Genomic DNA, 21,888 nt, shown 5'->3' on the forward strand with positions numbered 1-21,888 from the left:
GACACTGGGGGCGTGATCCGTTACGACGCTCTGGACTCCCTTCCTGTACGCGCTGCCCTTCCCGGTCTGAACGAGGCCCTGGAGGGGCACGGCACCGCTGTGCTCGTCGCGCCGCCCGGTACCGGCAAGACGACGCTGGTGCCGCTGGCGCTGGCCGGACTGCTGGGCGAGGGGCACGCACGGCGGGTCGTGGTGGCCGAGCCGCGGCGGATCGCGGCGCGGGCGGCAGCGCGGCGGATGGCGTGGCTGCTGGGCGAGCAGGTCGGCGGGAGCGTCGGCTTCACCGTGCGCGGGGAGCGGGTGGTCGGGCGGGACGTGCGCGTGGAGGTCGTCACGACCGGTGTGCTGCTGCAAAGGGTGCAGCGGGAGCCGGAGCTGGCCGGTGTCGACGTGGTGGTGCTGGACGAGTGCCACGAGCGGCATCTGGACGCGGACACGGCGGCGGCGTTCCTGTGGGACGTGCGCGAGACGCTGCGGCCGGAGCTGCGGCTGGTGGCCGCGTCCGCGACGACCGACGCGGACGGCTGGGCGCGGCTGTTGGGTGGTGCGCCGGTGGTCGAGGCGGCGGGGGCCTCGTATCCGGTGGAGGTGGTGTGGGCGCCGCCGGCCCGTCCGGTCCGGCCGCCGCACGGGATGCGGGTCGATCCGGCGCTGCTGACACATGTGGCGTCGGTGGTGCGGCGGGCGCTGGCCGAACACTCCGGTGACGTGCTGTGCTTCCTGCCCGGCGTGGGCGAGATCGCGCGGGTGGCCGGGCAGTTGGGCGCCCTCGGTGAGGTGGATGTGCTCCAGGTGCACGGGCGGGCGGCGGCGGCCGTGCAGGACGCGGTGCTGGCTCCCGCCGAGCGGCGCCGGGTGGTACTGGCGACCTCGGTGGCCGAGTCGTCGCTGACGGTTCCCGGGGTGCGGGTGGTCGTCGACTCGGGGCTGGCGCGGGAGCCGCGGGTGGACCACGCGCGCGGGCTCAGCGCGTTGACGACGGTGCGGGCCTCGCAGGCGGCCGGACGGCAGCGGGCGGGCCGGGCCGGGCGTGAGGCGCCGGGTGCGGTGTACCGGTGCTGGGCGGAGGCGGAGGACGCCCGTCTGCCGCGCTTCCCGGCCCCGGAGATCAAAGTGGCCGATCTGACGGCGTTCGCGCTGCAAACGGCGTGCTGGGGCGATCCGGACGCGTCCGGGCTGGCGCTGCTCGACCCTCCGCCCGGTGGGGCGATGGCGGCGGCGCGGTCGGTGTTGACGGCGGTCGGGGCGGTCGGCTCCGACGGGCGGGCCACCGAGCGGGGTCAGCGCCTGGCGCGGCTGGGACTGCACCCCCGGTTGGGGCGAGCCCTGCTGGACTCGGCGCCGGCGGTGGGAGCGGAACGGGCGGCGGAGGTTGTCGCGCTGCTGAGTGAGGAACCTCCCCGGGAGTACGGGGATGACCTGGCTGCCGCCGTGCGGGCGGCGCGACGTGGGCGTGACGCCTATGGGGCGCGGTGGCGTGCCGAGGTGCGACGGCTGCGGGGCGTCGCGACCGAGTGGGCGCATCCGCCCGGCCATGGCCCTCTTCCCGGCCATGGCTCTCTTCCAGGGGACGCCGACAGGCGGTCCGTGGGCGCCACGGTGGGCACCACGGAGGAAGGCGTCGCCGGCCTCGTTGCCGCTCTCGCCTTCCCCGAGCGCGTCGCCAAAGCGGACGGCGGTTCCTACCTCATGGTCTCCGGCACACGCGCCGAAACCGCTCAGGGCACCGGGTTGCGCGGTGCTCCCTGGATCGCGATCGCCGTTGCGGACCGGCCCGTGGGCACCGGGCACGCGCGGGTGCGGCTCGGGGCCGTCGTCGACGAGGAGACCGCCCGGAGGGCGGCCGGCACGCTGGCCGACGAGCGGGACGAGGTGCACTGGAACGACGGGGACGTCGTCGCACGGCGGGTGGAGCGGCTGGGGGCCGTCGAACTCGCGGCGCGTCCGCTCCGGAACGCGGACGCCGGGCTCGTACGCGATGCGCTGCGCGAAGGTCTGCGGCAGGAAGGGCTCGGGCTGCTGCGGTGGTCGGACGAGGCGGTCGCCCTGCGGCAGCGGCTCGCCTTCTTGCGGCTGCGCCTCGGGGACCCGTGGCCCGAGGTGTCGGACGATGCCCTGCACGCGCGCGTGGACGAGTGGTTGGAGCCGGAGCTGGGCAGGGCACGGCGCCGCGCCGATCTCGCGCGGATCAATGCCGGGCAGGCGCTGACACGGCTGCTGCCCTGGGCCTCCGGGGAGGCCGCGCGGCTCGACGAACTCGCGCCGGAGCGGATCACCGTACCGAGTGGGTCTCGGATCCGGATCGACTACGCCCAACCCGAACAGCCCGTCCTGGCCGTGAAGTTGCAGGAGATGTTCGGCCTTCAGGAGTCGCCGCGGGTCGCCGGGGTCCCCCTCCTGGTCCATCTCCTCTCCCCCGCCGGACGGCCGGCCGCCGTCACCGCCGACCTTGCCTCCTTCTGGAAGCAGGGCTACAACGGCGTCCGGGCGGAGTTGCGCGGCCGGTATCCGAAGCATCCGTGGCCCGAGGACCCGGCGTCCGCCGAGCCGACGCGGTACACCAACGCCCGGCTCAGGCGGTGACCGGCCGGGTTTCCGAGGTCTGCGCGGGCGCCGGGTCACCCGGATGGCGGTTGCGGGCCTCCAGGTACAGCGACAGCGACAGGAGCAGGACGCCGAGGACCAGGAAGCCCCAGGGCAGATACGAGGTCAGCAGCAGGACGACGGTGCGCTTGGACCTGACCATGTCGACGGTGTGTTCGATGTAGTCCTCGCGCATCTTCACGTGCCCGGAGAACGCCGTCACCTTCTCCCGCCCGCCGAGCAGGCTGCCGCCGCGCAGTTCCTCCTTGTGGATCTCCTCGCCGTAGACCGGGGCACCGGTCACCGGCTCGACCCAGAACTTGCGGACCGTCGTGTACCAGCGGGTGGTGCCGGTCTTGGCGAGCGACTCGGGGGTGATGCCCGCGACGGGCATGGCCTTGGGGAAGGTCACCTTCGTCCACGGGATGGTCTGCTCGAAGTAGTACACCGCGACACCCCGGAAGTCCTGGGTGCCCTGGTAGTGGATGGGGGCCGTGACACGGGCCTGCGCGTCGAAGTACTCGTAGTCCCGTTTCTCCGTCAGGAACGGCCACTTGAACTCGATGCCCTCCCGTCTGACCGGGTCGCCGTCGACCATCTCGCCGGTGGCGTGGACGGGTTCCTGGCTGTGGGCGTCGAAGATGTACCGCTCGGGGATCTTGGAGACCATCTTTCCGTCCGGGCCCTGCACATAGGACAGGCTGTCCCAGACGACGACGTCCTTGCCGGCCGTCTTCTCGATCGCCTCGGAGGCCTCCACGTTGCCCTTGAGGGTCTGGACGACGGTGACCTTGGGGACCTTCTTCGCCTTCATCGTGCCGTAGTCGAGGAGGGTGGCGTCCTTCGCCTCCAGGACCATCTCCTGGTACTGGTTCGCCGGGATCTTGGCGAAGCGGGGGAAGGCGTACCAGCGCAGCAGCGGGGACAGCGCCGCGAAGAACACGGCGAGAGCGAGCAGGATCAGACTGGCCTTGCGGCGCATCTCGGTCTCCGTCCCGAGTCGTTACGGGTGTGCGGGCACCGTCGTCAGCAGCGGTTTCGGGGACGTGTTGCCCGTGGGCGCGCCCACGGCCGTGATCGTGAGGACCAGGGCGAACGCGACGGCGAGACCGGTCGCGGCGGCGATCAGGGCACGCATGCCTGCCTCCGGGCGAGCTGGAACTGATACATCGTCAGGTCCGGCACCGTAGCAACGGGCGGGTGAGATGAGAACACGTCGCACACACAACGGCGGCGCCCCTCCGAGGAGGAGCGCCGCCGTTGTCGTACGGAGAACTGCGCGGGAACGGACCGGACTGTGCGGGTCTGCGCGGGACTACGCGCCGGAGCCGGGCGAGCCGCTGCCCGACGGGGACGGGCTCGGCGACGGCGTCTCGGCCGGCGCGACGGTCAGCGGAACGTTGACGGCGGCGCCGCCCGCGGTGGTGATGCGGAGCATGTACGTGCCGGCGGTGCCGTCGGCGTACAGCTTCGGCAGCTTCAGTAGACCGTTCGCGTCCGTCTGCAGACCCGTGAGGGTGCGTACGGTCTTGCCGTCCGCGTCCTTGAAGTAGGGGCCCTTGTCGTTCTCGGTCGGGTCCAGCGCCGACTTGATCAGGGTGGCGGTGGCCGCGACCTTGTCTGCGGCCTCACCCAGATAGGTGGCCTTCACCTCGACCTGGTCGGCGAACTCGCCGCCCGGGGTGCAGGTCAGCGCGGTGTCGCTGGTGCGGGTGAGGGCGTCGGCGGTGCGCTCGGTGACGGTGGCCTTGTAGTCGAGGCCCTTGACCAGGCGGCCGACGACGGTGGCACGGACGGTGAAGCCGCCCGTCTTCTCACCCGCCTTCAGCGCGGGCGCGACGGCCACACCGGTGTTGTTGGTGACGACCGTGGCCACGCTCTCGCCGCCCGTGAAGGTGGTGTCGGTGCCGCCGATGATCGTGAAGCGGATCCGGACCTTGCCGACGGCCGCGCCGCTCTTGGTCTCGGCCCGGGCGTTGATCTTCTTGGCGAACGCGTCGCCCGCCTGCGCGGTGAGCTGGGCGGTGCCCGCGTCCGCCAGGTGGTCCACCGTGTCGGTGGGGGTCGGGGGGGTGGCGGGCGGCGTGCTCGGAGTGGTGCTCGGCGGGGTGGTGGCCGGCGGGGTCGTCGCGGGCGGCTTGGGGTGAGGGGTCTGGGGGGGCTGGGGGCTCTGGGAGCCGCCGCTGGGCCTGCCGGGCTTGTTCGGCCGGTGGGCGGGCGGCGACGGCGGCTTGGGGCTCGCGGTCCCGGAGGTGCCGTCGCTGCGGCTGCCGGGCAGCGGGCCCGTGCCGTCGGGGACCTCGTGGGTGCCCTTGCGGTAGTACTCCAGCCACGTCCGGACCGTGTTCAGGTAGTCCTGAGAGTTGTTGTAGCTGAGGATCGCGCGGCTCAGATCGGCGTCGACGGACAGGTCCCAGCTGTTGCGGCACAGGTAGTGGCCGGCCGCGAGCGCCGCGTCGTAGACGTTGTTGGGATCCTTCGTGCCGTCGCCGTTGCCGTCGCGGCCCGCCCACCTCCAGGTGGACGGGATGAACTGCATGGGGCCGACGGCCTGGTCGTACGCGCTGTTGCCGTCATAGGCGCCGTTGTCGGTGTCCTTGATCAGCGCGAAGCCGTTGCCGTCGAGCTCCGGGCCGAGGATCTTGGTGAGCGTGGTGCCGTTCGCGTCGACCTTGCCGCCGCCGGCCTGGCCCGACTCGACCCTGCCGATGGCGGCGAGGAGCTCCCAGGGCAGGTTGCAGCCGGGCTTGGACGACTGCAGTTCGGTCGCGGCCTTCTTGTAGGCGTCGAGGACGGTCGCGGGAATGCCCCCCTCGGTCTCACCCTGAGCGACGGCGGGCGGCCCGACGGACGGCGAGGGATTCGGAGAGTTGAGCGGCGGCAGGTCCGTGTAGTACGGCGAGTTGCCGGTCGCGGCACCCTTGTCGGCGGTGACGTCGGGTGCGGAGTCGGCGCCGCTGGTGGCCGGTCTGCTTTCATCGGCCGTCACCCCCGGAGCCTGAGAGGCGGACAGGGCCGCGACCGCGGCCGCGGCCACGGCGGTGGTTGCCGCCCCTTTGGTCAGCCTCCTGCCGAATTGCGCCGCCATAGATTGAACCCCTCCCGTGGACGCCCGAGCGCCCGCGTGTCCGTAACCCTCGTCCAGTTGTGACGGTCGATCCACCCCGGAGGTTGCCCCCGCGGCGTGCCCCGTTTCCCTGTTCGCGTGTTCGACCCGGGCTTTCCGGCCCGGCGACCCAGGCGACCCTACGACAACTTCCTTTGCGTGGGCACCCGTTCGTGCCCGATTTTCACCGGTTGGCCACGTGAGATTGTGCCCCCGGCCACCAGGTGTACCGTCCCGCATACTGGGCTTTCCTGATCAACGGCCCTCTCGGCCCCTCCAACACTCGCTGCGGGGAGCCTCGTTGCCCTTTACTTTGAGCCATGCCGCGGCCGTCCTGCCCGCCGTGCGCGCCGACGGAAGCGGCCGGGGCCGACTGGTTCCGGCCGTACTCGTGGCGGGTTCCTTCTCTCCCGACATGACCTACTACGCGGCGAGTGTCGTGTCCGGGGCCATGGAGTTCGGTGAGGTGACCCACTCCTTCCCAGGCGTCTTCACGATCGACGTGCTGCTCGCCTGGGCGCTGGTGGGGCTGTGGCTGCTGGTACGCGAACCGCTGGTGGCACTGCTCCCGCCGGCCCGGCAGGTCCGGCCGGCGGCACTCCTGCGCTGCGGGGCGCCACGCGCCCGCGTGCGGCCGACCTCCGTGCTGTGGTGGTACGTGTCCGCCGTGCTCGGCGCGCTGACCCACGTCGTGTGGGACGCGTTCACCCACCTCGACCGGTGGGGGATGCGACTGTTCCCCGTCCTGGGCCGTGAGGTGGCGGGCTCCCCTTTGTACTGGTACCTGCAGTACGGCGGCTCGGCGGTCGCCGCGGTCGTCATCGCCGTGTTCGTGGTGCACGCGCTGCGGCGGACACCCGGGACGGCCCCGGTGATGGGGATCGCAAAGCTGACCGCACGGGACCGGTGGGGGGCCGGGGCCCTGATCAGCGGCTGTGCGGTGGTCGCGGCCGTGCAGCGCGCGACGCGGTGGTGGGAGTACCGGGGGTCCACCGCGAAACCCTGGGAACTGATTCCGACACTGTGCTTCGGAGCGGGCGCGGGACTCGTCCTCGGCGTCCTGCTGTACGCCATCACGGTCAGAGTGTGGCGTCCGGCCCGGACGGCCGACGGTATGGCGGCGGCGACTGGGGAGCGCAGCGGTCAGGCCGCTCGGTGACGGTGGTGAACACGGTGACCGTGGCTGCGGGCGGGGTCGTGGGAGCGGGCTGGGTCGTGGAGGCGGGCGGCACCGTGGCTGCGGGCCGGGTCGTGGGAGCGGGCGGGACCTTGCCGGCGGACGGGTCCACGGCAACAGGCGACACCATGGCTGCGGACGGGACCATGGCAGCGGGCGGCACCGTGACTGCGTGAGCGCCAGGGGGAGGTGCGCCAGGGGGAGGTATCCGCAGCTCAGATCGGCAGGCAGCCGTCACCTGGATGCCTGGAGCTTGTCCCGTACGGCGTCCCGGTCCCGTTCGACGAACCGGTACCTGAGCGCTGCTCCGGCGTGGCGCAGATTCCTCGCGAGACGGGCGGCGATGCGGCCGGTGCCGGGGGCGATGACCCCGCGCAGGCCCGTCGCCGGGCTTGGCGGAGTCATCCGGCGCAGGGCTGTCGCGAGGTCGGTGGGGATGCGGGCGGTGCTTGCGGTGGCCGCGATGGCCGGGACCGGCGGAGGAGGAGGCGGCGGCAACAGGGGCGCTGCGGCGTGTGCCTGTGTCTGCGCCCGTCCATGGGCCGCCCGGCGGTGGAGCATGCGTATACCCATGCCCGCATCCTTGCGGGAAGGCGGGCCGGGCGGCGCCTTCGCGAGGGCCACGCGAGTGACGGGCCCTGTGAGGGTGGAGACGGGAGTGAGCGCGAGGTCTGCGTGCTGGTGGGCCAGTGCTGCATGTGTACGGGGGGTTGGGTGGGGGGCACCGCCGGGTCGGGTGGGGGACGTTTGCCCCCGCCCCACCGCCGGAGGTCAGTGCGCCGCCGACTCCCAGTCCGGTCCCGAGCCCACCGAGACGCCCAACGGAACCCTGAGGACCACCGCGGCGGACATCTCCCGGCGGACCAGTTCCTCCGTGGCCGCGCGTTCGCCGGGGGCGATCTCCAGGACGATTTCGTCGTGGACCTGAAGGAGCATGCGGGACTTGAGGTCCGCCTCGCCCAGGGCCCGGCCCACATTCAGCATGGCGATCTTGACGATGTCCGCGGCCGTGCCCTGGATGGGCGCGTTGAGGGCCATCCGCTCGGCCGCCTCGCGGCGCTGGCGGTTGTCGCTGTTGAGGTCGGGGAGGTAGCGGCGACGCCCGAAGAGCGTGGCCGTGTAACCCGTCGCCCGCGCCTCGTCGACCGCCCGGCGCAGATAGTCCCGTACGCCGCCGAACCGCTCGAAGTAGGCGTCCATCAGGCCGCGGGCCTCCGCCGCCTCGATGTTCAGCTGCTGAGAGAGGCCGAAGGCCGACAGGCCGTACGCCAGGCCGTACGACATCGCCTTGATCTTGCGGCGCATCTCCGCGTCCACCGCGGCCGGTTCCACCGTGAACACCTGCGCGGCGGCCGTGGTGTGCAGGTCCTCGCCGGAGGTGAACGCCTCGATCAGGCCGGCGTCCTCCGACAGGTGGGCCATCACGCGCAGTTCGATCTGGCTGTAGTCGGCCGTCATCAGCGACTCGAAGCCCTCACCGACGACGAAGCCACGGCGGATGGCCCGGCCCTCGTCCGTACGGACCGGGATGTTCTGCAGGTTCGGGTCCGTGGAGGAGAGCCGACCGGTCGCCGCGACGGTCTGGTTGAACGTCGTGTGGATACGGCCGTCCGTCGCGACCGCCTTGATCAGGCCCTCGACGGTGACGCGCAGCTTGGCCTGCTCACGGTGCCGGAGCATGATCACCGGCAGTTCGTTGTCGGTCTGCCCGGCCAGCCAGGCGAGCGCGTCGGCGTCGGTGGTGTAACCCGTTTTGGTCTTCTTCGTCTTCGGCAGGCCGAGCTCGCCGAAGAGGACCTCCTGGAGCTGCTTGGGCGAGCCGAGGTTGAACTCGTGCCCGGCCGCCGCGTGCGCCTCCTTCACGGCCTGCTGGACGGCGCCCGCGAACATCTGCTCCATGGCCTCCAGGTGGGGCCGGTCGGCGGCGATTCCGTGCCGCTCCATCCGGGCCAGCAGGGCGGAGGTGGGCAACTCCACATCGCGCAGGAGATCCGCGGCGCCGACCTCTTGAAGGCGCGTCCCGAACGCCTCGCCCAGGTCGAGAACGGCTCGGGCCTGGATCATCAGGGCCTCGGCCTCGGCGCCCTCGTCCGCGCCGAAGGCGAGCTGGCCGTCGGCTGCGGCGGCGGGGGCCAGCTCGCGGTGCAGGTACTCCAGGGACAGCGCGTCCAGGTCGAAGGAGCGGCGGCCCGGCTTGACCAGGTAGGCGGCGAGCGCCGTGTCCATGGTGACGCCGCCGATGCTCCAGCCGTGCTCGGCGAAGACGCGCATCGCACCCTTGGCGTTGTGGAGGACCTTGGGGCGGTCCGCGTCGGCCAGCCAGGCGGCGAACGCGGTCTCGTCGGCCTCGTCCAGCTGGGACGGGTCGAACCAGGCGGCCGCTCCCCCGGCCGCGGCGAGCGCGACCTCGGCGACCGAGCCGGTGCCGAGCGCCCAGGTGTCGACCGAGGCCATACCGAGGACCTCGCCGGCGTACTCGGAGAGCCAGGGGGCCAGCTCACCGGTGCCGAGGACGGTGCCGTCCACCTCCACGCCGTCCGCGACGACCGACGTCGACTCGGCCTCCTCGGCGCCGGGGTCGACCGCGAAGAGCCGCTCACGCAGGGAGGGGTTGCGGATCTCCAGGGTGTCCAGGACCATCGCGACGGCCTTGCGGTCGTACGCCGCACGCTCCAGCTCGGCGACCGTCTTCGGCAGCTCCACCTGCCGCTCCAGCTCGGTCAGCCGCCGGTTGAGCTTGACGGCCTCCAGGTGGTCGCGGAGGTTCTGCCCGGCCTTGCCCTTGACCTCCTCGGCCCGCTCGACGAGTTCCGCGAACGAGCCGAACTGGTTGATCCACTTCGCGGCCGTCTTCTCGCCGACGCCCGGGATACCCGGCAGGTTGTCGGACGGGTCGCCGCGCAAGGCCGCGAAATCGGGGTACTGCGTGGGCGTCAGCCCGTACTTCTCGAAGACCTTCTCCGGAGTGAACCGGGTCAGCTCGGAGACGCCCTTCGTCGGATACAGCACGGTCGTGTGCTCGCTGACCAGCTGGAAGGAGTCCCGGTCGCCGGTGACGATCAGCACCTCGAAGCCCTCGGCCTCGGCCTGCGTGGCCAGGGTGGCGATGATGTCGTCCGCCTCGAAGCCCTCGACGGCGAAGCGCTGCGCGTCCATCGCGTCGAGCAGTTCGCCGATCAGCTCGACCTGGCCCTTGAACTCGTCCGGCGTCTTGGAGCGGTTGGCCTTGTACTCCGTGAACTCCGCGGAGCGCCAGGTCTTGCGGGAGACGTCGAAGGCCACCGCGAAGTGCGTGGGCGCCTCGTCGCGCAGGGTGTTGGCCAGCATCGACGCGAAACCGTAGATCGCGTTCGTCGGCTGGCCCGTCGCGGTCGTGAAGTTCTCCGCGGGCAGCGCGAAGAACGCGCGGTAGGCCAGGGAGTGCCCGTCCATGAGCATCAGGCGGGGGCGCACGCCGCCGGCGGTCTTGTCGGTCTTCTTCGATGCTGTTTCTGCCACGTCCCCGATCCTGTCACGCCCCACTGACAGTCGGGACCGCCCCGGGACCGGCACGGGCACGGGCACGGGAACCGGCGAGACCGCCCCGGGACCTCTCCGGGACAGGCACCCGCGGGACCGTCCGAGGACCGGCACCCCCGGGGACCGCCCCGGGACAGGCACCCGCGGGACCGCCCGGGGACCAGAACCGGACGGGCACCGGACAGCCCCACCACCTCAACCGCCCCAAGCCCCCGTCGACCCGGCACGGCGGACCCCACTGCCAGGACCATCCCGGAACCCCCGCACCCTGCCCCCGAGAAGATCGGCGGCGGAAATCCCTCCGGTGCAGCCGACGCCCCGCCCATCCCCCATCCCCCAACCCCGCAGCCCCGCAAGCCCCGCAAGCCCGGCAGGGGTCGTTGTCACCGCCCCGTGCGAGGATCTGGGCGGTAATGCACCCGCGTCAGCGAAGCGGTGGTGCACCCGCGTCAGCGAAGGAGAGCGCGCTATGGCAACGAAGCCGCCCAAGGCCGACCCGGTCCAGGATGCGCCGCAGGTCGCCGAGCCGAAGCACGCGGCGGCCGGGATCCCGGCCATCGGGCACAGCCTGCGCATCGCACAGCAGCAGATGGGCGTCAGGCGCACCGCGCTGACCCTCCTGCGCGTGAACCAGAAGGACGGCTTCGACTGCCCGGGCTGCGCCTGGCCGGAGCCGGAGCACCGGCACGCGGCGGAGTTCTGTGAGAACGGCGCGAAGGCGGTCGCCGAGGAGGCCACCCTGCGTCGGGTCACCCCGGAGTTCTTCGCCGCGCACTCCGTGGCCGACCTCGCGAACAGGAGCGGCTACTGGCTGGGACAGCAGGGCCGGCTCACCCACCCCATGTACCTGCCCGAGGGGGGCGAGCACTACGAGCCGGTGACCTGGGAGCGGGCCTTCGACATCATCGCCGAGGAGATCCACGCCCTCTCCTCGCCCGACGAGGCCCTCTTCTACACCTCGGGACGCACCAGCAACGAGGCCGCGTTCCTCTACCAGCTCTTCGCGCGTGAGCTCGGCACCAACAACCTGCCGGACTGCTCCAACATGTGCCACGAGTCGTCCGGCTCGGCCCTGTCGGAGACGATCGGCATCGGCAAGGGCAGCGTCCTGCTGGAGGACCTCTACAAGGCCGACCTGATCATCGTCGCCGGCCAGAACCCCGGCACCAACCACCCGCGCATGCTCTCCGCCCTGGAGAAGGCCAAGTCGGGCGGCGCGAAGATCATCAGCGTGAACCCGCTGCCCGAGGCCGGTCTGGAACGCTTCAAGAACCCGCAGACCCCCAAGGGCCTCACCGCGGGCGCCGCGCTCACCGACCTGTTCCTGCAGATCCGCATCGGCGGCGACCAGGCCCTCTTCCGCCTCCTCAACAAGCTGATCCTCGACAGCGAGGGCGCGGTCGACGAGGAATTCGTCCGCGAACACACCCACGGCTACGAGGAGTTCGCGGCGACCGCCCGCGCCGCCGACTGGGACGAGACCCTCACCGCGACCGGCCTCGACCGCGCGGAGATCGACGAGGCCCTGCGCATGGTCCTCGCCTCGAAGCGCACCATCGTCTGCTGGGCGATGGGCCTCACCCAGCACAAGCACTCCGTTCCCACCATCCGCGAGGTCGTCAACTTCCTCCTCCTGCGCGGCAACATCGGCCGCCCGGGCGCGGGCGTCTGTCCGGTGCGGGGCCACTCGAACGTGCAGGGCGACCGCACGATGGGCATCTTCGAACGCCCCGCCCCCGCCTTCCTGGACGCCCTGGAGAAGGAGTTCGGCTTCGCTCCGCCCCGAGAGCACGGCTACGACGTCGTACGGGCCATCCGTGCCCTGCGCGACGGCGAGGCGAAGGTCTTCTTCGCCATGGGCGGCAACTTCGTCTCCGCCTCCCCCGACACCGAGGTCACCGAGGCGGCCATGCGGCGGGCCCGGCTGACCGTGCACGTGTCGACCAAGCTCAACCGCTCGCACGTGATCACGGGCGCGCGTGCCCTCGTCCTGCCCACCCTGGGCCGCACCGAACGCGACCTCCAGGGCGGCGGCGAGCAGTTCGTGACCGTCGAGGACTCCATGGGCATGGTGCACGCCTCCCGCGGCCGCCTGGAGCCGGCGAGCGCGCACCTGCTGTCCGAACCGGCGATCGTGTGCCGCCTCGCCCGCCGGGTGCTCGGCGAGGACAGCAAGGTGCCGTGGGAGGAGTTCGAGAAGGACTACGCCACCATCCGCGACCGCGTCGCCCGCGTCATCCCCGGCTTCGAGGACTTCAACGCGCGGGTCACTGGTTCTGCTGGTCGCCCTGGCGGCTTCGCCCTCCCGCACGCCCCCCGCGACGAGCGCCGCTTCCCGACCGCCACCGGGAAGGCCAACTTCACCGCCGCGCCGGTCGAATACCCGAAGCTGCCCGAGGGCCGACTGCTGCTGCAGACTCTGCGCTCGCACGACCAGTACAACACCACGATCTACGGCCTCGACGACCGCTACCGGGGCATCAGGAACGGCCGCCGGGTGGTCCTCGTCAACCCCGAGGACGCGCAGGCCCTCGGGGTGGCCGACGGGGCGTACGTGGATCTCGTGAGCGAGTGGAAGGACGGCGTGGGACGGCGGGCTCCCGGCTTCCGGGTCGTGCACTACCCGACCGCGCGCGGGTGCGCCGCCGCCTACTACCCCGAGACCAACGTGCTCGTACCGCTGGACGCCACCGCTGACACCAGTAACACCCCGGCCAGCAAGTCCGTCGTCATACGTCTGGAACAATCGGCGACCGACTGAGCGTTTGCTCAGCCACCAGATCTGCATGACGAACGGAGCCGCACCCCATGGGCGAGCACCAGCACGTGAAGTTCCCGCAGGAGGTCATCGACGAGTACGCCGCCCTCGGCGTCGACCTGCCGGCCCTGTTCTCCGCGGGACACCTCGGCGCGCGGATGGGGGTACAGATCCTGGAAGCATCGGCGGAGCGGGTCGTCGGGACCATGCCGGTCGAAGGCAACACCCAGCCGTACGGACTGCTGCACGGCGGCGCCTCCGCAGTGCTCGCCGAGACACTCGGGTCGGTCGGATCGATGCTCCACGGCGGAAGCTCGAAGATCGCGGTCGGCGTCGACCTCAACTGCACCCACCACCGAGGCGCGCGATCCGGACTGGTGACCGGAGTGGCCACACCGGTGCACCGGGGGCGGTCCACGGCGACGTACGAGATCGTGATCAGCGACGAGGAGGGGCGGCGGGTGTGCACCGCGCGCCTGACGTGTCTGCTCCGGGACGTGACAGCGGCGGACGCGGCGAACGTGCGGGCGGCTGAGTGACGGCACGGGCCACTGGAGCCGGGGACAGGCCTCGCACCGGGAGCGTACGTGCGGGTGCTGCGCCCCGGCTCCCGACCCCCAACCCACAGCGGGCGCTTCCGGTTCACCGTCGACGTCGAGAACGGCCCCCCGTCACCCCACGGGTCACCAGCGCCACCGCCCCCGGACCGCGCGGCCGCGTCACACCCGAGCCCGCCTTCAGCGTACGAACACGGAACAACGCGCCGGAATCCGTCGAGATCTCCTTATCCGACTGTTCCGACCCGCCCCTGAAATGCGGCTCCCCCCTTTTCCAGGCGTAACGCTCCGTAACACACACGCAATACAACGCAACAGTTTCCTCATCGGCCGCGGCCACTCCGACGGCCTTTCCGGGCCCCCGGGGCCCTCCCGCGAGCCCTGATCCGCACCACCGCCCCGCGACCGAGCGGAAGTGCACGTTCTCAGAATGCGGACACAGCGGATTCACGCCAAAACGGCTGAGAGTCGCCTTTGCCGAAGCCTGCCATCCATCACGTCATAACAAGAAAGTCACAAGCCAGCCCTCGACGATGCCCCGGCCTGCAAACCGGGCTTAGAGTCACGGCCAGTCACCGCTCCATCGGGAGTTCGGTACCAGCGCGGCACCGGCCGCCCCCAACCGCGGCGGCAGTGCCTGCGGAAAGGACTGATTGTGCGACGTTCCATGGTGATACTTACCTCCGTCCTCGCGACTGGAGCTCTGACGCTCACCGCATGCGGCTCCCGTGACGACAAAGGCGGCGACAGCGGCGACAACGGGGACACCACCCTGACCATCGGCGTCGACGCCCCCCTCTCCGGCGAGAACTCCACCACCGGGCTCGGCATCCAGTACGGCGCCCAGATCGCCGTCGACGACGCCAACAAGAACAAGCTCGTCCCCGGCGTGACCTTCAAGCTGAAGGCCTTCGACGACAAGGCCCAGCCCGCCACCGGACAGCAGAACGCCACCGCCATCACCGGCGACAAGACCTCCGTCGGCGCCGTCGGCCCGCTGAACTCCGGCGTCGCCCAGACCATGCAGCAGGTCTTCGCCTCGGCCAACATGGTCGAGATCTCCCCCGCGAACACCAACCCCGAGCTGACCCAGGGCAAGAACTGGCAGACCGCCAAGAAGCGCCCGTACAAGACGTACTTCCGCACCGCCACCACCGACGAACTGCAGGGCAGCTTCGCCGCCCAGTACGCCTACAAGACCCTCAAGAAGAAGAAGGTCTTCGTAGTCGACGACAAGCAGACCTACGGCGCCGGCCTCGCGAAGATCTTCGGCCAGCAGTTCAAGAAAATCGGCGGCCAGGTCGTCCAGACCGACCACGTCAACACCGGCGACAAGGACTTCGGCTCCCTCGTCACCAAGATCAAGAACTCCGGTGCCGACCTGGTCTACTACGGCGGCCAGTACGACGAGTCCTCGCTGATCACCAAGCAGCTCAAGGGCACCGGCGCCAAGATCCCGCTGTTCGGCGGCGACGGCATGTTCGCCTCCACCTACATCGAGGCCGCCGGCACCTCCTCCGAAGGCGACCTCTCCACCGCCATCGGCGTCCCCGCCGACACCCTGCCCGCCGCCAAGACCTTCATCGAGACCTACAAGTCCAAGGGCTACAAGGGTGACTACGGCGCCTACGGCGCCTACTCCTACGACGCCGCCACCGCCATCATCAAGGCCGTGAAGGCCGCCGCCGACGCCAACAGCGGCAAGGTCCCCAGCGACATCAACGCCCTGCGCTCCACCGTCGTCGACGAGGTCCAGAAGTCCGACTTCGACGGCCTCACCGGCAAGGTCTCCTTCGACCAGTACGGCGACACCACCAACAAGCAGCTGACGGTCTACCAGGTCGAAAAGGGCAAGTGGAAGGCCGTCAACACCGGCACCGCCACCCTCAACTGACCCAGGCCCTTCAGCACACCTCACACGGGCCGCGCGGAAGGAGAACCCCGACCGCGCGGCCCGTTTTCCACATCCAGGCCCCCACACATGACACTCACGCACACCCCACCCACGCACACGACAGCGCACCCCAGACCACCCCGCACACCACCAGTGCACACGACCACCAGCGACATGGAGGCCACGCGGTGAACACCCTGCCGCAGCAGCTGGCCAACGGGCTGCTTCTCGGCTCGATGTACGGGCTCATCGCCATCGGATACACGATGGTGTACGGCATCGTCCAGCTCATCAACTTCGCGCACGGCGAGATCTTCATGACCGGGGGCTTCGGCGCCCTCACGGTCTACTTCTACCTCCTCCCCGACGGCACGGCGATGGCGATCGCCGTCCCCCTGATGCTGATAGGCGGCGGCATCGTCGCCATCCTCATCGCCGTCGGAGCGGAACGGTTCGCCTACCGGCCCCTGCGCGGAGCACCACGCCTGGCACCGCTCATCACCGCGATCGGCCTCTCCCTGGCCCTCCAGGAAGTCGTCCGCAACTTCTACCCCGGCGCCGACCGCGCCCGCGCCTTCCCCGGCCTCGACGCCACCCACGACATCGGCTCCATCACCATCAAGGACGCCGACATCTTCCTCGTCGTCGCCGCGATCGTGTGCATGTCCGCCCTGGCCCTCTTCGTCCGCAAGAGCCGCACCGGCCGCGCCATGCAGGCCACCGCCCAGGACCCGGACACCGCCCAGCTCATGGGCATCGACACCAACCGCATCATCGTCATCGCCTTCGCCATCGGCGGCTTCTTCGCCGCCGTCGCCGCTGTCGCCTACGGCCTCAAGTACGGCAACATCGACTACCGTATGGGCTTCCTCATGGGCCTCAAGGCCTTCACCGCCGCCGTCCTCGGCGGCATCGGCAACATCTACGGCGCCATGCTCGGCGGCCTCGTCCTCGGCGTCGCCGAAACCCTCGCCTCCGCCTACATCGACGGCGTCCCCGGCATGCAGCAGCTCGGCGGCCAGAGCTGGGCGAACGTCTGGGCCTTCTGCCTCCTCATCATCGTCCTCCTCGTCAGGCCACAAGGCCTACTCGGCGAACGCGTCGCGGACAGGGCGTGATCACATGACCGAGACCACCACGTCGGCCTGGGACGCCGCCGCCACCCGCGGCCTGCTGCCCCTGCCCACCCCCGCAGCCCGCGCCCTCCTCCTCGCCGGCGGCATCGCCACCGCCGCCTCCACCTTCCTCGCCTGGACCTGGACCTCCGAGTTCCCCGGCGACCTCACCGTCACCGGCTACCCCGGCGGCCTGCAAGTGCTCACCCTCATCGCGGGCGTCCTCACCACCCTGTTCTCCCTCGCCTCGTACGGCACCCGCGGCCTCGGCTGGCTCCTGCCCGCCCGCAACAACGCACCACTCGTCCTCACCGCCCTCGGCGGCTTCGCCGTCACCTGGTACACCGTCATCTCCATCAGCGTCGAACTCGGGGGCCTCGCCAACCTCGAACCCGGCGCATGGATCGCGGCCGTCGCCTCCCTCCTCCCCCTCCTCGGCGCCCTCTCCCTCCCCCACAGGCAGACACACAGCACCAAGGACAACCTCAAGGCCTACCTCACCAAGGCGGACCAGATCCCCGCCCCGCAGGCCCTGTCCCCCTGGTTCGAACGCGCCGCCATCACCGTCGTCACCGTCGTCGGCCTCACCGTCTTCACCTACGGCATCGACACCGAATACGGCGAACTCTTCATCGGCTTCCTCCTCGTCGTCATCCTCAACGTCTGGGCCCTGCACACCGCAGGCCTCCTCGACCGCTTCTCCCGCATCGTCGCCCACAACCGCAGCTTCACGCTCGCCATGGGCTTCGCCGCCGCGATCGCGTTCCCCTTCACCCAGACCGACGACCACTACGCCAACATCGGCGTCAACATCCTCATCTTCGGAACCGTCGCCCTCGGCCTCAACATCGTCGTCGGCCTCGCCGGACTCCTCGACCTCGGATACGTCGCCTTCCTCGGCGTCGGCGCCTACACCGCCGCCCTCGTCTCCGGCTCCGAGTTCTCCACCTTCTCCGGCATCCACTTCCCCTTCTGGGCCGCCGCCATCACCGGCGCCGCCGCCAGCCTCGTCTTCGGCATCCTCATCGGCGCCCCCACCCTGCGCCTGCGCGGCGACTACCTCGCCATCGTCACCCTCGGCTTCGGTGAAATCTTCCGCATCGCCGTCAACAACATGGACGGCGACTCCGGCCCCGACCTCACCAACGGCCCCAACGGCATCCCCGCCATCCCCGACCTCAGCTTCTTCGGCTTCAACCTCGGCAAAGCCCACGACATCGGCAGCTTCACCCTCGGCCGATTCGCCAACTACTACCTCCTGATGGTCCTCATCATGGCCATCGTCATCCTCGTCTACACCCGCGCCGCCGACTCCCGCATCGGCCGCTCCTGGATCGCCATCCGCGAAGACGAAACCGCCGCAACCGCCATGGGCATCAACGGCTTCCGCGTCAAACTCGTCGCCTTCGCCCTCGGCGCCTCCCTCGCCGGCCTCGCCGGCACCGTCAGCGCCCACGTCACCTACAGCGTCGTCCCCAACCCCTACCAGTTCGCGGGAGCCACACCCCCCAACTCGGCCTTCCTCCTCGCCGCCGTCGTCCTCGGCGGCATGGGCACCGTCGCCGGACCCATCCTCGGCGCCGCCCTGCTCTACCTGCTGCCCGAGAAACTGGTCTTCCTCCAGGACAAGTCGCTGCTCGCGTTCGGCATCGCCCTCATCCTGCTGATGCGCTTCCGCCCCGAAGGCATCATCGCCAACCGCCGCCGCCAGCTCGAATTCCACGAGACCGGCCAACTCGACGTACCAGAACAGACGACGCTCACCGACACACCGGCGACCGTCACCAAGGCGGGGGCGTGACCTCATGACCACACCAGTACTCGAAGCACGCGACGTCACCATGCGCTTCGGCGGCCTCACCGCCGTCCGCTCCGTCGACTTCACCGTCAACGCCGGGGAAATCGTCGGCCTCATCGGACCCAACGGCGCCGGCAAGACCACCTTCTTCAACTGCCTCACCGGCCTGTACATCCCCACCGAAGGCACGGTCTCCTACAAGGGCACAGTCCTGCCGCCCAAGCCACACCTGGTGACCAAGGCAGGCATCGCCCGGACGTTCCAGAACATCCGCCTCTTCGCCAACATGACGGTCCTCGAGAACGTCCTCGTCGGCCGCCACACCCGCACCAAGGAAGGCCTCTGGTCGGCCCTCCTGCGCGGCCCCGGCTTCAAGAAAGCCGAAAAAGCCAGCGAAGAACGCGCCATGGAACTCCTGGAGTTCATCGGTCTCGCCCACAAACGCGACCACCTCGCCCGCAACCTCCCCTACGGCGAACAGCGCAAGCTGGAAATCGCCCGCGCCATGGCGAGCGAACCCGGCATCCTGCTCCTCGACGAGCCCACCGCCGGCATGAACCCCCAGGAAACCCGCGCCGCCGAAGAACTCGTCTTCGCCATCCGCGACAAGGGCATCGCCGTACTCGTCATCGAGCACGACATGCGCTTCATCTTCAACCTGTGCGACCGCGTCGCCGTCCTCGTCCAGGGCGAAAAGCTCGTCGAAGGCACCTCCGAAGTCGTCCAGGCCGACGAACGCGTCATCGCCGCCTACCTCGGCGAACCGTTCGAGGGCGAACCCGGAGAAGCCGAGGCAGCGCGGATCACCGCCGCCGAAGCCACCGACGCGCCAAGCACCACCAGCACCAAGGGAGAAGCCCAGTGACCGCACTCCTCGAAGTCGAGGACCTCCGGGTCTCCTACGGCAAGATCGAAGCCGTCAAGGGCATCTCCTTCAGCGTCGAAGCCGGCCAGGTCGTCACCCTCATCGGCACCAACGGCGCCGGCAAGACGACCACCCTCCGCACCCTCTCCGGGCTCCTCAAGCCGAGCAGCGGCCGCATCGTCTTCGACGGCAAACCCCTCACCAGCATCCCCGCCCACAAGATCGTCGCCCTGGGCCTCGCCCACTCCCCCGAGGGACGCCACATCTTCCCCCGGCTGACGATCACCGAAAACCTCCAGCTCGGAGCGTTTCTACGCACCGACAAGGCAGGCATCGAGAAAGACATCCAGCGCGCCTACGACCTCTTCCCCATCCTCGGAGAACGCAGGAAGCAGGCCGCAGGAACCCTCTCCGGCGGCGAACAGCAGATGCTGGCCATGGGACGCGCCCTGATGTCCCAGCCCAAACTGCTCATGCTCGACGAACCCTCCATGGGCCTCTCCCCGATCATGATGCAGAAGATCATGGCCACCATCGCCGAACTCAAGTCCCAGGGCACGACCATCCTCCTGGTCGAACAGAACGCCCAGGCCGCGCTCTCCCTCGCCGACCAGGGACACGTCATGGAAGTCGGCAACATCGTCCTCTCCGGCGGCGGACAGGACCTGCTGCACGACGAGTCCGTACGCAAGGCCTACCTCGGCGAGGACTGAACCCACTCACGGAGTACGTCGAGGCCCGCGCCCCCCCGGACAACAGGGGCGCGGGCCTCGACGGCGTTCAGGGACGGGCGTCAGCCCTTGTTGGCCTTCTTCTCGTCGGCATCCGCGATGACCGCCTCAGCCACCTGCTGCATCGACATCCGACGATCCATCGACGTCTTCTGAATCCACCGGAACGCCGCCGGCTCCGTCAGCCCGTACTCCGTCTGCAGAATCGACTTCGCCCGGTCCACCAGCTTCCGTGTCTCCAACCGCTGGGAAAGGTCCGCGACCTCGTTCTCCAGCTCCCGCAGCTCCGTGAACCGCGACACGGCCATCTCGATCGCCGGCACGACATCACTCTTGCTGAACGGCTTCACCAGATACGCCATCGCACCAGCGTCCCGCGCCCGCTCCACGAGGTCACGCTGCGAGAAAGCGGTCAGCATCAGCACCGGGGCGATCCGCTCCTCGGCGATCTTCTCGGCCGCGGAGATACCGTCCAGCTTCGGCATCTTCACATCGAGGATGACAAGGTCCGGCTTGTGCTCACGGGCCAACTCGACGGCCTGCTCACCGTCACCGGCCTCACCGACGACGCTGTAACCCTCTTCCTCCAGCATCTCCTTGAGGTCGAGCCGGATCAGGGCCTCGTCCTCGGCGATGACGACACGGGTCGTCAGCGGAGGCACGTGCGACTTGTCGTCGTCGGGCGCGTCAACGGGCTGGGGCGACTCGGGGGCGGTCACGGGGGCTCCTCGGTACGGGGCAAGGTACTGCTTGCCCTGAGCCTACCTAGCTCCTGTATGTTTGATGCACCGAGGGGCTACACTAACCTTCGGTTCGAAGAAGCTCCGGTAGTCCAATCGGTAGAGACGATACCCTCAAAAGGTATTCAGTGTGGGTTCGAGTCCCACCCGGGGCACTTAACCTTCGATTCGAAGGATCCCCATCGAAAGCGGATGTCCACGTTCTCGTGAACATCCGCTTTTTACTGCGTGTCGTCACGATCCCTCTCACAGAGTGGGCACATGTACGACGTCAACACCCGCAAGCGAGCGCTCGCGCTGGTCGCCCAAGGCCGCAGCCTGAACTCGGTGAGCCGCGAGACCGGTATCTCACATGCCGCAATCCGCTCCTGGCAGAACCGACTCAAGCCCCTGCCCCGCATGGTGACCCCGCCCCCCGGCCCGCCAACCGATGAAGTCTCGTACGCCTACCTGCTGGGCCTCTACCTCGGCGACGGCTGTATCAGCTCGCACACGCGCGGCACCGGCTACTACCTCCGTATCGCATGCGCCGATGCCTGGCCAGGGCTCATTGAGGCTTGCACGGCCGCCATGCGTGCTGTCAATCCAGCAGGCAACGCCTACCGCGTCCAGGCTCATGGCTACGTATCAGTAGCCGGGTACTACCCGCACTGGCCCTACCTCTTCCCTCAGCACGGCCCCGGCAAGAAACACGAACGCCGGATCGCTCTCGAACCTTGGCAGCAGGCCATCGTCGACACGTACCCCTGGGAATTCATCCGCGGCCTCATCCACTCGGACGGCTGCCGCATCACCAACTGGACGACTCGCCTCATCGGGGGCGAGCGGAAGCGCTACGAATATCCCCGGTACTTCTTCACCAACCTGTCGGGCGACATCACCCGGCTCTTCACCGACACACTGGACCACGTGGGCGTCGCCTGGAAGCAGGCGAACGCGCGGAACATCTCCGTCGCCCGCAAAGCCTCAGTAGCCCTCATGGACGCCCACGTAGGCCCCAAACACTGAAGCACTGACCGGCCCACTCACCGGCCCACCGGTCGTC

17 protein-coding genes and 1 tRNA gene are annotated in these 21,888 nt (G+C 69.9%); 12 read left to right on the forward strand and 6 right to left on the reverse strand.

Annotated features, from left to right (window positions below; all coding sequences use genetic code 11):
* Positions 1-12 precede the first annotated feature (12 nt).
* Positions 13-2,583, forward strand: a complete 2,571-nt coding sequence (gene hrpB, locus M2271_RS23765; protein WP_280889329.1) for an ATP-dependent helicase HrpB — start codon at positions 13-15, stop codon at positions 2,581-2,583.
* Here hrpB and M2271_RS23770 read toward each other — a convergent pair.
* The 3 genes from M2271_RS23770 to M2271_RS23780 form a co-directional block, all read right to left on the reverse strand.
* On the reverse strand, positions 2,573-3,565 hold the full coding sequence (locus M2271_RS23770) for a DUF3068 domain-containing protein (RefSeq protein WP_280889330.1): 993 nt from the start codon (positions 3,563-3,565) through the stop codon (positions 2,573-2,575). The two genes, hrpB and M2271_RS23770, sit on opposite strands and share 11 nt — an antisense overlap.
* A gap of 21 nt (positions 3,566-3,586) precedes the next feature.
* Positions 3,587-3,721, reverse strand: coding sequence for an SPW_0924 family protein (locus tag M2271_RS23775; protein ID WP_280889331.1), 135 nt, complete (start codon positions 3,719-3,721; stop codon positions 3,587-3,589).
* A 177-nt stretch (positions 3,722-3,898) separates the two neighbouring features.
* The gene (locus M2271_RS23780) at positions 3,899-5,671 is read right to left on the reverse strand and encodes a lytic transglycosylase domain-containing protein (RefSeq protein ID WP_280889332.1); all 1,773 of its coding nucleotides are present in this window, start codon (positions 5,669-5,671) and stop codon (positions 3,899-3,901) included.
* A gap of 319 nt (positions 5,672-5,990) precedes the next feature.
* On the opposite strand from M2271_RS23780, the gene M2271_RS23785 reads away from it, so the two are divergent.
* Entirely contained in the window at positions 5,991-6,848 is an 858-nt protein-coding gene (locus tag M2271_RS23785; RefSeq protein WP_280889333.1) for a DUF4184 family protein, read from the forward strand.
* Between the two features lie 5 nt (positions 6,849-6,853).
* Positions 6,854-7,042: a hypothetical protein gene (locus tag M2271_RS23790; protein ID WP_280889334.1), complete on the forward strand. Its 189-nt coding sequence runs from the start codon at positions 6,854-6,856 to the stop codon at positions 7,040-7,042.
* A 58-nt stretch (positions 7,043-7,100) separates the two neighbouring features.
* Here the strand turns inward: M2271_RS23790 and M2271_RS23795 are convergent, their stop codons facing one another.
* Both M2271_RS23795 and polA read right to left on the reverse strand, forming a co-directional pair.
* Positions 7,101-7,439, reverse strand: a complete 339-nt coding sequence (locus M2271_RS23795; protein ID WP_280889335.1) for a hypothetical protein — start codon at positions 7,437-7,439, stop codon at positions 7,101-7,103.
* A 198-nt stretch (positions 7,440-7,637) separates the two neighbouring features.
* Positions 7,638-10,364: a DNA polymerase I gene (polA, locus tag M2271_RS23800; RefSeq protein ID WP_280889336.1), complete on the reverse strand. Its 2,727-nt coding sequence runs from the start codon at positions 10,362-10,364 to the stop codon at positions 7,638-7,640.
* A gap of 490 nt (positions 10,365-10,854) precedes the next feature.
* On the opposite strand from polA, the gene M2271_RS23805 reads away from it, so the two are divergent.
* The 7 genes from M2271_RS23805 (at position 10,855) to M2271_RS23835 (ending at position 20,085) form a co-directional block, all read left to right on the forward strand.
* On the forward strand, positions 10,855-13,146 hold the full coding sequence (locus M2271_RS23805; protein WP_280889337.1) for an FdhF/YdeP family oxidoreductase: 2,292 nt from the start codon (positions 10,855-10,857) through the stop codon (positions 13,144-13,146).
* Between the two features lie 47 nt (positions 13,147-13,193).
* The gene (locus M2271_RS23810; RefSeq protein ID WP_280889338.1) at positions 13,194-13,682 is read left to right on the forward strand and encodes a hotdog fold thioesterase; all 489 of its coding nucleotides are present in this window, start codon (positions 13,194-13,196) and stop codon (positions 13,680-13,682) included.
* Between the two features lie 685 nt (positions 13,683-14,367).
* Positions 14,368-15,594: a branched-chain amino acid ABC transporter substrate-binding protein gene (locus tag M2271_RS23815; RefSeq protein ID WP_280889339.1), complete on the forward strand. Its 1,227-nt coding sequence runs from the start codon at positions 14,368-14,370 to the stop codon at positions 15,592-15,594.
* Positions 15,595-15,782: 188 nt separating this feature from the next.
* A complete protein-coding gene (locus M2271_RS23820) occupies positions 15,783-16,712 on the forward strand; it encodes a branched-chain amino acid ABC transporter permease (RefSeq protein WP_280889340.1) in 930 nt (309 codons plus the stop codon).
* A 4-nt stretch (positions 16,713-16,716) separates the two neighbouring features.
* The gene (locus tag M2271_RS23825) at positions 16,717-18,510 is read left to right on the forward strand and encodes a branched-chain amino acid ABC transporter permease (RefSeq protein WP_280889341.1); all 1,794 of its coding nucleotides are present in this window, start codon (positions 16,717-16,719) and stop codon (positions 18,508-18,510) included.
* Between the two features lie 4 nt (positions 18,511-18,514).
* Positions 18,515-19,372: an ABC transporter ATP-binding protein gene (locus tag M2271_RS23830; protein WP_280889342.1), complete on the forward strand. Its 858-nt coding sequence runs from the start codon at positions 18,515-18,517 to the stop codon at positions 19,370-19,372.
* Positions 19,369-20,085 carry an ABC transporter ATP-binding protein gene (locus M2271_RS23835; protein ID WP_280889343.1) on the forward strand — a complete coding sequence of 239 codons (717 nt, stop codon included), beginning with the start codon at positions 19,369-19,371 and terminating at the stop codon, positions 20,083-20,085. Before M2271_RS23830 ends, M2271_RS23835 begins: the two co-directional genes overlap by 4 nt.
* 80 nt (positions 20,086-20,165) lie before the next feature.
* Here the strand turns inward: M2271_RS23835 and M2271_RS23840 are convergent, their stop codons facing one another.
* Positions 20,166-20,822 (reverse strand): response regulator, encoded by a 657-nt coding sequence (locus M2271_RS23840; RefSeq protein ID WP_280889344.1) that lies wholly within the window; start codon positions 20,820-20,822, stop codon positions 20,166-20,168.
* A gap of 102 nt (positions 20,823-20,924) precedes the next feature.
* Here M2271_RS23840 and M2271_RS23845 point away from each other — a divergent pair.
* Together M2271_RS23845 and M2271_RS23850 are read left to right on the forward strand one after the other, a co-directional pair.
* Positions 20,925-20,998: transfer RNA gene (locus M2271_RS23845), tRNA-Leu, on the forward strand.
* A 106-nt stretch (positions 20,999-21,104) separates the two neighbouring features.
* Positions 21,105-21,851: a helix-turn-helix domain-containing protein gene (locus tag M2271_RS23850; protein ID WP_280889345.1), complete on the forward strand. Its 747-nt coding sequence runs from the start codon at positions 21,105-21,107 to the stop codon at positions 21,849-21,851.
* Positions 21,852-21,888 lie beyond the last annotated feature (37 nt).

Source organism: Streptomyces sp. LBL (assembly GCF_029893585.1).
Classification (GTDB): domain Bacteria; phylum Actinomycetota; class Actinomycetes; order Streptomycetales; family Streptomycetaceae; genus Streptomyces.

Excerpts from the sequence above, each read along its gene's own strand:
- M2271_RS23830 (WP_280889342.1), top strand. The coding sequence starts at position 18,515 with ATGACCACACCAGTACTCGAAGCACGCGACGTCACCATGCGCTTCGGC.
- M2271_RS23815 (WP_280889339.1), top strand. The coding sequence starts at position 14,368 with ATGGTGATACTTACCTCCGTCCTCGCGACTGGAGCTCTGACGCTCACC.
- M2271_RS23775 (WP_280889331.1), bottom strand. The coding sequence starts at position 3,721 with ATGCGTGCCCTGATCGCCGCCGCGACCGGTCTCGCCGTCGCGTTCGCC.
- M2271_RS23825 (WP_280889341.1), top strand. The coding sequence starts at position 16,717 with ATGACCGAGACCACCACGTCGGCCTGGGACGCCGCCGCCACCCGCGGC.
- M2271_RS23805 (WP_280889337.1), top strand. The coding sequence starts at position 10,855 with ATGGCAACGAAGCCGCCCAAGGCCGACCCGGTCCAGGATGCGCCGCAG.
- M2271_RS23795 (WP_280889335.1), bottom strand. The coding sequence starts at position 7,439 with ATGGGTATACGCATGCTCCACCGCCGGGCGGCCCATGGACGGGCGCAG.
- M2271_RS23810 (WP_280889338.1), top strand. The coding sequence starts at position 13,194 with ATGGGCGAGCACCAGCACGTGAAGTTCCCGCAGGAGGTCATCGACGAG.
- M2271_RS23780 (WP_280889332.1), bottom strand. The coding sequence starts at position 5,671 with ATGGCGGCGCAATTCGGCAGGAGGCTGACCAAAGGGGCGGCAACCACC.
- M2271_RS23850 (WP_280889345.1), top strand. The coding sequence starts at position 21,105 with ATGTACGACGTCAACACCCGCAAGCGAGCGCTCGCGCTGGTCGCCCAA.
- M2271_RS23770 (WP_280889330.1), bottom strand. The coding sequence starts at position 3,565 with ATGCGCCGCAAGGCCAGTCTGATCCTGCTCGCTCTCGCCGTGTTCTTC.